Source organism: Methylomonas methanica (genome assembly GCF_001644035.1).
GTDB lineage: Bacteria > Pseudomonadota > Gammaproteobacteria > Methylococcales > Methylomonadaceae > Methylomonas > Methylomonas methanica_A.
Genome location: NZ_LUUG01000069.1, coordinates 1 through 10,207, shown reverse-complemented (window position 1 = coordinate 10,207; position 10,207 = coordinate 1). Strand labels below are relative to the sequence as shown.

Annotated in this window: 14 protein-coding genes; all 14 read right to left on the bottom strand. The window is 49.4% G+C overall.

Annotated features, from left to right (window positions below; translation table 11 throughout):
• Positions 1-250: 250 nt before the first annotated feature.
• Entirely contained in the window at positions 251-625 is a 375-nt protein-coding gene (locus A1332_RS10980) for a hypothetical protein (protein WP_064008535.1), read from the bottom strand.
• Between the two features lie 2 nt (positions 626-627).
• Positions 628-1,119, bottom strand: coding sequence for a hypothetical protein (locus tag A1332_RS10975; RefSeq protein WP_064008534.1), 492 nt, complete (start codon positions 1,117-1,119; stop codon positions 628-630).
• 96 nt (positions 1,120-1,215) lie between these two features.
• Entirely contained in the window at positions 1,216-1,401 is a 186-nt protein-coding gene (locus A1332_RS10970) for a hypothetical protein (RefSeq protein ID WP_064008533.1), read from the bottom strand.
• Positions 1,402-1,783: 382 nt separating this feature from the next.
• The gene (locus tag A1332_RS10965) at positions 1,784-3,433 is read right to left on the bottom strand and encodes a DUF4942 domain-containing protein (RefSeq protein WP_082879644.1); all 1,650 of its coding nucleotides are present in this window, start codon (positions 3,431-3,433) and stop codon (positions 1,784-1,786) included.
• A gap of 624 nt (positions 3,434-4,057) precedes the next feature.
• A complete protein-coding gene (locus A1332_RS10960) occupies positions 4,058-5,077 on the bottom strand; it encodes a replication protein (RefSeq protein ID WP_157203995.1) in 1,020 nt (339 codons plus the stop codon).
• Between the two features lie 105 nt (positions 5,078-5,182).
• Positions 5,183-5,623 (bottom strand): TrfB-related DNA-binding protein, encoded by a 441-nt coding sequence (locus A1332_RS10955; RefSeq protein ID WP_064008530.1) that lies wholly within the window; start codon positions 5,621-5,623, stop codon positions 5,183-5,185.
• A gap of 52 nt (positions 5,624-5,675) precedes the next feature.
• Entirely contained in the window at positions 5,676-6,779 is a 1,104-nt protein-coding gene (locus A1332_RS10950) for a ParB/RepB/Spo0J family partition protein (protein ID WP_064008529.1), read from the bottom strand.
• Between the two features lie 9 nt (positions 6,780-6,788).
• Positions 6,789-7,550: a ParA family protein gene (locus A1332_RS10945; protein WP_064008528.1), complete on the bottom strand. Its 762-nt coding sequence runs from the start codon at positions 7,548-7,550 to the stop codon at positions 6,789-6,791.
• 26 nt (positions 7,551-7,576) lie between these two features.
• The gene (locus A1332_RS10940; protein ID WP_064008527.1) at positions 7,577-7,801 is read right to left on the bottom strand and encodes a hypothetical protein; all 225 of its coding nucleotides are present in this window, start codon (positions 7,799-7,801) and stop codon (positions 7,577-7,579) included.
• A 57-nt stretch (positions 7,802-7,858) separates the two neighbouring features.
• Complete coding sequence (gene ssb / locus A1332_RS10935; RefSeq protein ID WP_064008526.1) at positions 7,859-8,263, bottom strand: single-stranded DNA-binding protein; 405 nt, start codon at positions 8,261-8,263, stop codon at positions 7,859-7,861.
• A 158-nt stretch (positions 8,264-8,421) separates the two neighbouring features.
• Positions 8,422-9,117, bottom strand: a complete 696-nt coding sequence (locus A1332_RS10930) for a hypothetical protein (RefSeq protein WP_064008525.1) — start codon at positions 9,115-9,117, stop codon at positions 8,422-8,424.
• A gap of 59 nt (positions 9,118-9,176) precedes the next feature.
• Positions 9,177-9,371: a hypothetical protein gene (locus A1332_RS10925; protein WP_064008524.1), complete on the bottom strand. Its 195-nt coding sequence runs from the start codon at positions 9,369-9,371 to the stop codon at positions 9,177-9,179.
• A complete protein-coding gene (locus tag A1332_RS10920) occupies positions 9,358-9,675 on the bottom strand; it encodes a DUF1419 domain-containing protein (protein WP_064008523.1) in 318 nt (105 codons plus the stop codon). Before A1332_RS10920 ends, A1332_RS10925 begins: the two co-directional genes overlap by 14 nt.
• A 79-nt stretch (positions 9,676-9,754) precedes the next feature.
• Positions 9,755-10,192 carry an antirestriction protein gene (locus A1332_RS10915; protein ID WP_064008522.1) on the bottom strand — a complete coding sequence of 146 codons (438 nt, stop codon included), beginning with the start codon at positions 10,190-10,192 and terminating at the stop codon, positions 9,755-9,757.
• Positions 10,193-10,207: the final 15 nt, after the last annotated feature.

Here is a 10,207-nt window from a genome sequence, read left to right as displayed (position 1 = left end):
TTTAAGTCACGGATTCAGGTCATATTGTTGAGGCCATACATGCCACATCGTAATTACGATCACTAATCCGATAAGTCGTGCGGCCATATCCTCTGTAATTCTCATATTAAGCCACCTTTTGTATAAATATATAAACGCCACTTTTATAAATGCAATTTAATGAATGGTGACAATTCGCCGGCCTGGCGGCGCTGGCCATGTCACCAATTCGGCTTGGTGTCAGATCCACGCATCCGGATTCGCTGTTTTGTCACCATCGCGATTTTCCGGCCAAGGTGTTGACGGCCTCGCGCAATCGGCCTTTCCCTTGCAATAACAGACTTTCAATTTTACGCGTCTCGGCCAGCAGTCGATCATAGTCCTGTGCGCGTTGAATGCCGTCGCGTGCGGCCTGGATACGCTCAGGGTCACACCCAACATAACGGCGTTGTCGTTTTCCGTCGCCTTCGGTCGGGTAATTCAGATACATATATTTATCGTCCCGCCAATATTCGTTTGCATAGATCAAACCGGCGTCCTTCAATGCGGTCATTTGCTGTTGAGCCATTTGCAGGGCTGTTTTTTGCGCGGTAATTAACGCCGGCAATTCGTTGGCTAATGCCTCTAATTCTTCGATCATATACATGGCTAATGCACGATATTGGATTGTTTAATGGTGTGAACTGACTGGGGGCTAAAGTTCAAATCCAGAACGCACCCGTGAGCCAGCAACTCAATGATCGAGACCGGTTTAAACTCTAAACCGCGCTGTCGATCCGTTGCCAACATCACATAGCCAAACGCCTGATCCACACGACCGCCGTCCATGCGCTCTGTGATATACCAATGCCAGTTGTGCAGCTGATAATGCAGGTAAACGGTCGTATTATCGTTCAGGCCAGTTTGCTCTGGCGATATTGCTATCGACTCAATGACCGACGCGATAGCCACAATGCGTTTCATCATAGCCGCTCCGTGCTCGCCTTGTAGCGAATTAGCGATGTCCCGCGCTTGGGAGTTCGAAATGTACGGTGCAATAAAGATGGCATCCTGAGCCGCTCGAACTGCTAATGTCTTCGGGTGAAATTCGGTATTTGCTGTGTGCTGAACGCGTTCAACGGTTTTATGGTTTTTAAACATCGGAAACCTCCGGTAATACGGCCATAGTGAGTAACCAGGCCTTGATAGTGACTAACAATGATAATGAGGCGGCAATCCGTTGCCGCTAAGCTTCACTTAGTACCAGTCCGCGTCTTCGCCGCAACTATGGCAACCATCTTCATAGGGATCGGCCTCACCTGCCCCGCACGCATTACAACGCCAGGTCGAATCTTCCGCGCCTACCGCGACACGGCTAAATTTTCCAGTCTTCGAATCTTCCAACCATTCGTGATCTAACAAATCGGGTGTTTGTCTTGCCATCGTCATTCTCCGGTAACCGGCCAGGGCGGAATTGCTCGGCCTTCTGATGGTATGGGCGGTTGCCCGAAACCATGGTTTTATTATCCTGTGTTTATGCTTCTATGTCAAGCGTTTTCGCTTGACATAGTTTAAATAACGAATACGCCCGCGCCGAATAATAATGCGCGAAATAAAATGATTTAATCCGTCGTTTATACGGTGGTGCTGAACGGTCAAAACCGATAAACGTCTGCTTGATATGACAATTGACAAACCGCCTCATTGCCCGCCTAGCTTGATGAAATGTTTTCGTAATCATGATGACATCCCCATGGTGACAAAGGGTGCACGGTACCAGGGCCGATCCGATGACCGGCTGTCACCAGCACCGTGCGAAACTGCGTTACGCGGCCTCAGACATTGCGCTTAACTGGAACATCGACGACAAATCATAACCGGCAGCGGTACAAGCCTGAGTGTGAGCGTCGTTAATCCGGTCATCCGATGGTGTACCAAATTGCACGTGAGGTATTACCATCGCGTCGGTAATCTTCTCGGCCATTTCGTAATGTTTCCAAAAGTCCTTTGTAGCCGCCTTGTCGTCGTGGGGCAACCATTGGCGTTCTTGACCAACCAAGCGATTTAAACGGGCGATTAAATCCTTTCTGCGGGGGTAAATGTGCAAAGTACCGGCCTGGGCATAAAAACGCACGTCAAAATATTCGGTTGTGTGGCGTACTGATGTTGCCGGCCCGTGATACCCGGCATCGAACAATGAGTAAAGACCTTTGAAACACAAACAGGCTTTAGATTCATGATCCGCGCCGTTGTCGCAATGTAGTTTACCGTCCAGCATGGCAAAAACCTTATCAAAGTCCTGCATCTGTTTTTTAAATTCCCACGGTATTCCGTGGTAATTCCGTACCGGCAATATAAACCGAGTCATTTTGACTCGATAGGCCAATTCTCTATGTTTTTCGTTGGATTTCCAGCCCTTGTAATAGGCTCTGTTATCGGGTCGATATTTGGTTATTTCATCGAAGCAATCGAGCAGCATTTGTATATTCATTTCACCTTGGCTATTGACCAGGCCAATCAAAAAACTGCGGATATTCGACTCTGTAAAAGACAATTTCGCTATATCCTCAAACTCAGTGACTAGCCGTTGATAGGCTTTAGATGATAGATATTTACCGAACTCTGTACTATGGAGTACATTGGTCCAACTCCGTTTTTTCAAATCATCATATCCTTTATTAAAACGCTCTTGGATCGCGACCGGATCGCCGTCTTGACTGGTACGGTGTAACTCATTAAGGGGACGGCCTAATAACCGGGCGTAATAATCGGCCTCTTCCCTTGCTATTTCGGCGGTTTTGAGCGCTTGCACAGCAGCATTAAACACGGCGACCGCATTACTGATGGTGTTTTGTCGTAACGCAATACTGTTTTTGTCTTGATAGTCCAGGTCTGCAACATGCTCGAACTCCAGACCGTTCGTGAAATTCGATTTAATATCAATTGTTTTTTTCAGCCAAATTAAAGCGACCTCGACCGGCGTTTTCCGTTGAGTGTCGGGATCAAGAAAGGCTTCGGTAATAAACTCGACAGAACCGTATTCCTCGATCCATTTGCAAATCAATTTACGTTTAGATGTGTACGGGTTGCGGATGGTCTCGGCGTTCAGAATCGCGACCAGTTCGCCGTCTATCAGTAAATTGAACGCCTTAATCAGATGCTCATCACCAGATGAAAACGGTGGGTTCATGATGATATGGCTAAACATCCCAGCCCCGTCATAAGTGAGAAAATCGCTATCGATGACGTTTAGGCCTTTGCTCCGCAATATTGCTTGATTGTTTAAATCCATCTCTATACAGTCGATTATCGCGGGGTGTCGTGATGAATAGTGCCGGCTCCATTTTTCAAGTAACGGCGTGAGTAGATCGCCTTGCCCGGCTTGAGGTTCCAAAATCCGCCGATAGTTGTGGGATTGAAACTTAGCAATTGCTTTTTGAGCCAACGAAGGGGGAGTTGGGTAAAACTGAAACATCGGAAACCTCCGGCAATCTGGCCTTGTCGGTGTGACTGGCCTTATGTGGGTTATTCTAGCGATAGCATGCTAACATGTCAAGCGAAATCGCTTTACATTGAGCGGATAATAAAAGGCTTGATATAAGGATAAAAGGATAGGCGACTGTTAGCCTGTTTTTTCTGCTTCATAATCATAAACTTGCAGCCTTATTTTTGTGTGTCCCGCCCGCTAAAACTACCTGTATAGTTTGTTTTGGTCTCAAAAAACCGAAAAATAAGGATTGCGAAGAACCACCCGCCCCCTATAACTACCGGATTTATAGCCTGCCGCCCCCTATAACTACCGTCGTTTTGCAAAGCTGCCCCTTAAAACTACCACCTGGCGCTGACTAATGACCCATTTGACGGCCGTAAAACAAGGTATAAAGACCGCCGCCCCCTATAACTACTGCCACCCGCTCCCTATGACTACCGGCTTTTGCCCTAAAGCGCCCCCTATAACTACTGCTGCCCCCTATAACTACCTACCAAAACCGGGTCAAACCGCCCGGTCATTTGCATAAGAGTGTAGCCAAACTAAAAGTTCTGCTGAAAGGCCAAGTTTGGCAACGGGTTAATACCTCGACCCGCCCCTTAAAACTACTTACCTATTCTTTACCGGAAGCTTGGACGTCTTGGCGTTTTCCGTGTTTATAGAAAGGCGCTTATTTGCAGCCTTCATAGCCGAAGTAAAGGCCATGGTGGCGGTGAGAACGTAGACCACGTCCTCGATCCGGCCGCGTGCGCCGCTCACCACTTCTTTTTTGAAGGATTGCAGCACACCGGTATCTTGTAATTCCTGAAACGCCTCGTCTACTGCTTCAATCGCCTTACGTTCGCGACCATAGGCGGCGAGCAAGCCGCTATCGCGCTTGATCGTGCTGTAGTGCATTTTGAACGGATGAACAAGGCTTGCGAAGGTGTATTTGAGTGCAAGTTGTTTGTGAAGCCACCGGCTAAGTTGCGCCTTGTGGCTCATCATCAGACCATAATTAAATTGCCGATAGTGCAGCTCACGGATTGCGCGGTTAATCCAAGGATTGAATACCACACGGCATTTCGTGTTTGGGTCGGCCTCCAGTTGCTTGCGCGAAACGGTTGTAAGCTCGTTAAAAAATCCGATGAATTTTTTGCCGGATAATTCTAGCGATATGTCGCCTTCTATGCGGATTCGGCTGTTGGCCATAATCTCAAGGCTCAACATAATTTGTTGATAGGAACGCGTATGGCCACGCCTTTTCAATTCCTTGCGTAGCTGATTCAGGGTGAAATTGACGCCGAAACTTTTGTTGTCTTCATCGACAAAGGCCGTGCTCTGCTCGGTCGCGATTTTCCTTAGTGCATCTTCAACCAATTCTTCGCTGGCTGAAGGGTAATAGTGGTTGATTGTTTCGGTCTTCTCGCCGGTTTGTTTATTTATTACCTCAGTCTTGACTTGTACGGGCTGGATTTGCACAGTGACCGGCGTTTTGTGGTATTGAAAAGTCGTTTCAAACAGTGGTAAATGACCTTTTTCCTTGACGAGTTTATCCATCTGTTGTCGCGACACCGAATAACGCGGCACGCTGTCCCAAAAATCAAAGGTATTGGAAAGCTGTTCGCGGGCTTCGTCGGTATTCGCCAAAAAAAAGCTAAACATATCAAGCTGGCAATCGCTTGATAATTCCGATTCGCCGGGTGTTTGCGCTGTATTCTTATTGGATGGTAGGCGTGACTTCATTGCAGTTGTTTAAGTACCAATTTTGATTTTTCTTCTCGCCGGTTTTTTTCTCGTCGCAAGTAATTCGGCCTTTGTTAAATTCCTTAGCGGTTCCGCTTCTAGCGACAGCAATGCCCGTCTTTCGGATACGTTGATCTTAAATTCATTGATTAGATCAACAGGCGCAGGTATTACCAACATTTCCCACCCTTTCGGTAAGACCTCATTAAGTGCCTTTAACTCAGCTTCTTGTCCACGTTTATATGCCTGAAATGTGTCCCAAACAATACGCGCGGCATCATTAACCGCTTGCCTTGACCATCCATATTCATCAGCGACCGACTGTAAAACATCGCCTAACACCAACGCCGAATAGGCAGCATCGATGCGATCCTTCGATATATTCAGAAGTGGACGAACCGCCTCAAACTCGGCGGCCGTCAATTGGCGTTTTCTACTGGGTTTAGTCATAAAGTTTCATATCGTTATGAAATGTTCCATCTTAACATTCGGCCATACAGGCTTATGCCCTAACACTGCCAAAAATATTCAACAGACTGAACTTAGATTCACGATCAAGTCCGTATGCAAACGCCGCCAACGCGAAGGCTCCAACACCGTCGGCAGCAAATAAATCGCCCCGCAAAAACACCAACATATCACGCCCAGCGTCGCCGCTTTGCACACCTTTGTCATAAAACGCGTGTAACCAGACTTCGATCATATCCCGGTCGTCTTCGCTCATATCGTCCAGCACCGATTTAGCCGTTCTGTTTTGTAGGAAAATCGCGCTGTACGCCAGGCTCAGCACTAAACCAACCGACTCGCGCGAGGGCGTATTGTCCGGTGATTGCTCGAAATCGTCGCCTGCGTTATCAGTTTTCCCGCCCGCGAAAATTTCCACCTGCGTAGCGGGTTTTTTGTCCTCTTTGACCTTGGGTGGCTTAACCTTGTCTTTTGCCTTTTTAATCAACTCCCGCACATTCGCTTTAGGGCCATCGCTTTTAATTTGGTCAATGACTGACTTCGCTATCGTCGGGTCGATCTTTTCGACTACCTTTAGCTGGTTAATCGCCTCTACATCTGCGCTCAAATCCTCAACCACTAACCGCCGAGCTTGCTCAGGTAAGGAAAGCAAGCCCATCATTTTTGATAAACGGGTGCGGCTGATGTTGTATTTCTTCATCACCGCGTCCATGGTCATCGACTTCAGATCACGGCCAATGCGTTTCGCTTCCTCGATTTGGGTGAGGTTTTTCCGGTGGATGTTTTCGACAACCTGAGCGATTTCGGCTTGCTCGTCGGTCAACTCCTTCACGCGCGCCCACAAGTGCGTTAAGCCCTCGATCCGGGCCGCTCTGCAACGCCGCTCACCGGCCACCAGCAAAAACGGCTTGTCGCTGCCGGGGCGATTGGCCCGTAAGATAATGGGCTGCAATTGATTGTCGCGAAGGCTGCGGCCAAGATCGGCTAATTGATTGTTCTCGTCCTCGAACTCTTCGCGATCCTGGCTACCAATCTCAATATCATCGAGACTAGCCATGAGGTCGTATTCGTTCGGGTTGCCGCTGGCCCCAAACAGGGTATCAACACCACTGCCGCCGAATAATGCGTTTACACTGTTCATATTCCCCCCTTAGTTCAATCGATCCAGGATAGCGGCGCACGCCGCACGCCATTCGTGAGCAGCCTTTAAATGGCCCTCGCCGCTGGTATGCGTCCAAACCGGCCGACGCATTGAGATAGCTTTCTTAACCGGCGCACGTTCGGCCAAGGCCTCTTTTAAAATGATCGGCCCGTATTGCTGTTGAAGTGCCGCTAGTGCCTTGATAGCATCGGTGCTGCGGCTATTGACCTTCATCGGTAAAATGCCGATGTGTTTCAACCGTGGGTTAAACCCCTGCGTGCGGATAACGTGGATGGTCGCCATCAAGTCAGCAACACCGGCCAACTCGTACAGGCCGATAGATACCGGCGTTACCACGTAATCGGCAGCGGCCAACGAGGCCATCAGGCGGATACCCAACAAAGGCGGCGTGTCGATCACGCACAAATCGTAATCCGCCGCAAACTGCCGCAAGGCCTGGCCGGGTTGTCGGATCACCTCGTTTTCCGCCTTATCGATGGACAGCAACGCATTATCCGCCCGGATAATGCCTAATCGTTCGGTAAGCACTTGAGGCCGCGCCTCCATTGCGCCGGGCGTGTACAAGCGGGAGGCGAACAAACCGGGTTCCGCGTTACCAGGAGCCGGGAACGACAGCGACAAACTGGCTTGTTTGTCCATATCGACCAGCAACACCCGCATACCGGCCTCTATGGCCGCGTAGGCAACATGCACAGACAGCGTGCTCTTGCCGACGCCGCCTTTTTGATTGGCTATTGATAATATTTTCATGGCTAACTAATCCTAAATAGTGGCAACTATGCGCGTTCTATGTGTTCCAGTACCCAGCTCGACAAACTAGGTCGATCTGGAAAACTGCTACGGCTAAGCGTTTGCACTGCTTTTTCGAAAACCTCGCTATCGGTTGCCGTTTTCGGTGCGTACACCTCAACATAACCGGAATAGTGTTCCCACATGCCGGGTGCGCTATGCAGATAGCAAAGGTATTGAACATAAACAGGCAATTGTGATTCATCGAGCATCGCGTCTACTCCCAAGAACAAACCGTGCTCCGGCGCGAACCGGGGCGATTTAAGCGCTTAATAATCGCCATCTTCGTAATTATCCAACGGTGGTTCGTCTAATGCCGGCGCACTAACCGCATGCGGCGCCTTGCCGAGCATCTGTAAATCACGCGCCACAATTTCAGTCGTGAAACGATCCGCGCCGGTATTGTCTTGCCACCGACGATTACGCAAACGTCCCTCGATGTACACCTGCGAGCCGGTTTTTAAATACTCGCCTGCGGTTTTTGCCAAACCATCAAAAAATACAACTCGATGCCAATCCGTGCGCTCTTTCCGTTCCTTCGTGTTCCGGTCTTTCCATGTTTCCGTGGTTGCCAAACTAATAGTGGCCGTGGGCGTGCCATTCGGCATATAGCGCATGTCAGGATCAGCGCCTAAATAACCAACCAAAATCACTTTATTAACTACTGCTGCCATCGTCATTCTCCGGTAAACTGGCCAGAGCGAAGTGCCCGGCCTCTTGATGGTTGGGCGGTAGCCCGAAACCATGGGTCTATTGTCTTGCTTTGCTGCTTATTTGTCAAGCGTTTTCGCTTTACATCGCAACAAAAAACCATCCTAGTTTTTATGTCCTTTTAATGCAAAGAGCAAGAATGCCCGCCGTGCTGCAAGTAGCGGCACAAGCCAATCTGCGCCGGCATCGCATCGGCGTCGATGACTTCAATCTTAAAATCGTCGGTATTATCAAAGCGGTGGCGAAACCTGCGTTCGTTGCCCCATTGATACCAGCGCCAATAGATCGCCTCTTCAACGTCGCTGTTCGCGTCCGCGCTTCTGCCCTCCTGGGCTGCTCTGAAAATATCCACCTGGCTACCCGGTAGATATTTATCAACCGTATCCCGATACAGTTTTTCGTAGTCCAATTCGCGCAATGCCGCTTGTGCATACGCGCGGGCCGCGTCGATCTCATGGGCCATGCCACCACTCAAGCGCTTACCGGCCACGTAACGCCCCAACGTCACGCCCTCGCCATACTTGCTATGATTGCGGAGCCAGTGACTCATATACACGTTAAACGCAATATCGTGTACCTCCTGGGCGGTCAAAGCGAACGGCTCTCGATCCAATAGAGCCGCTTCGGATTGATTGCCGATAATCTCCATGGCATCGGACAAAATACGACCTCGCACGATGGCGTTTAGGTCATGGTGCCGAGTATCCCCGCTCGGCAAAGTTTGCGTCAGTAAATGATCAGGCACGCGCTTAACGTAGGCGTCCCATTGTGCATCGGAAACAGTTACCCGGATTCGCGCGTTTTCTACGGTTCTCATGGTGGCATCCCCAAATAAAAATGGATAAAGTAGCCCGCGCCGAAGCGCGGGAATGTTTTTTACCGAGTGGCTAAAAAAACTAACTCTTTAATGCGTTCAAGTTCGGCCTTTTTGCGATTGATGGCCCAATCAAACTCTTCATCATTGGGAAAATCGCGGTGGTCGGTATTGCGTATATCATCCATGATCAGTTCGATAGCAAACTCTAAGGCCGCTACATCGTCGAATGTGACCGGAATATTAACGGTTTGCATTGTCAGCCCACTTCAAAAGATCAGCAACATCAATAACCGTCTCGATTTTCTCCCGCACCTGTTGAGGGTGCAGCCAGGCATGATCACGGAACGCAAAACACCTGGAATCATCCAGCTTCACAAAATAACTGGTTACATCGCCCGCGTAGAACTCGCACAGCTGGAAAAACTCGCCTGGAAAGCCGCCTAAACGCTTCCAGTTCTGCGGCGGCAGTACATTAAGCATTTCATCATAACGCTCAACAGTCACAGCCTCCGGGGCTGTTACATAATGGTCAAAATCTTGGGTAATCAAAACAGACATCGGAAACCTCCGGTAACAGGCCAGAGCAACGCGCCCGGCCAATAGAAAAGAAGCCCCGGCACATAGCCGGGGCAATGGCTTAATCGATAGCTGCGAGGATCAAGCGAGCGTCGGCATGTTCAGCCGCGAACGCCCGCAACCAATGATACCGGTCAATCAGCGCGTCAACATTGCGCCGCCCGTGCATCGTGTGAATCAGCCTATTGACGGCAAACAACGTGATCACGATGCCGGCCGCGTCGGATGACATAACACCATCGAACCAATTACCATCGACCGAAATCCGCATAGGTTCATCGGAATCAGGAGCCATATAAAAGCCGCCGTTGCTCAACTCATGAAACAACCAATAGCCGCCCTTGTAATCGGGGCATAATGTCTCGGCAGTTTGATAAACCAGCATTTCACCGGTTACCATCAACTCGATGCCGCCGAAATATTTAGGAAGGAAGTCAAGACGGTTGCCATCGGCAACCAAAGAAGAAGAAACGGCGGGAACGTCTACATTTTCTAACATCGGAAATCTCCGTTA

Bases quoted from the DNA above. Each gene is read 5' to 3' on its own strand.
- A1332_RS10925 (WP_064008524.1), bottom strand. From the start codon at position 9,371: ATGCAAACCGTTAATATTCCGGTCACATTCGACGATGTAGCGGCCTTA.
- A1332_RS10945 (WP_064008528.1), bottom strand. From the start codon at position 7,550: ATGAAAATATTATCAATAGCCAATCAAAAAGGCGGCGTCGGCAAGAGC.
- A1332_RS10975 (WP_064008534.1), bottom strand. From the start codon at position 1,119: ATGTTTAAAAACCATAAAACCGTTGAACGCGTTCAGCACACAGCAAAT.
- A1332_RS10950 (WP_064008529.1), bottom strand. From the start codon at position 6,779: ATGAACAGTGTAAACGCATTATTCGGCGGCAGTGGTGTTGATACCCTG.
- A1332_RS10940 (WP_064008527.1), bottom strand. From the start codon at position 7,801: ATGCTCGATGAATCACAATTGCCTGTTTATGTTCAATACCTTTGCTAT.
- A1332_RS10920 (WP_064008523.1), bottom strand. From the start codon at position 9,675: ATGTCTGTTTTGATTACCCAAGATTTTGACCATTATGTAACAGCCCCG.
- A1332_RS10970 (WP_064008533.1), bottom strand. From the start codon at position 1,401: ATGGCAAGACAAACACCCGATTTGTTAGATCACGAATGGTTGGAAGAT.
- A1332_RS10965 (WP_082879644.1), bottom strand. From the start codon at position 3,433: ATGTTTCAGTTTTACCCAACTCCCCCTTCGTTGGCTCAAAAAGCAATT.
- A1332_RS10930 (WP_064008525.1), bottom strand. From the start codon at position 9,117: ATGAGAACCGTAGAAAACGCGCGAATCCGGGTAACTGTTTCCGATGCA.
- A1332_RS10915 (WP_064008522.1), bottom strand. From the start codon at position 10,192: ATGTTAGAAAATGTAGACGTTCCCGCCGTTTCTTCTTCTTTGGTTGCC.
- A1332_RS10955 (WP_064008530.1), bottom strand. From the start codon at position 5,623: ATGACTAAACCCAGTAGAAAACGCCAATTGACGGCCGCCGAGTTTGAG.
- ssb (WP_064008526.1), bottom strand. From the start codon at position 8,263: ATGGCAGCAGTAGTTAATAAAGTGATTTTGGTTGGTTATTTAGGCGCT.
- A1332_RS10980 (WP_064008535.1), bottom strand. From the start codon at position 625: ATGTATATGATCGAAGAATTAGAGGCATTAGCCAACGAATTGCCGGCG.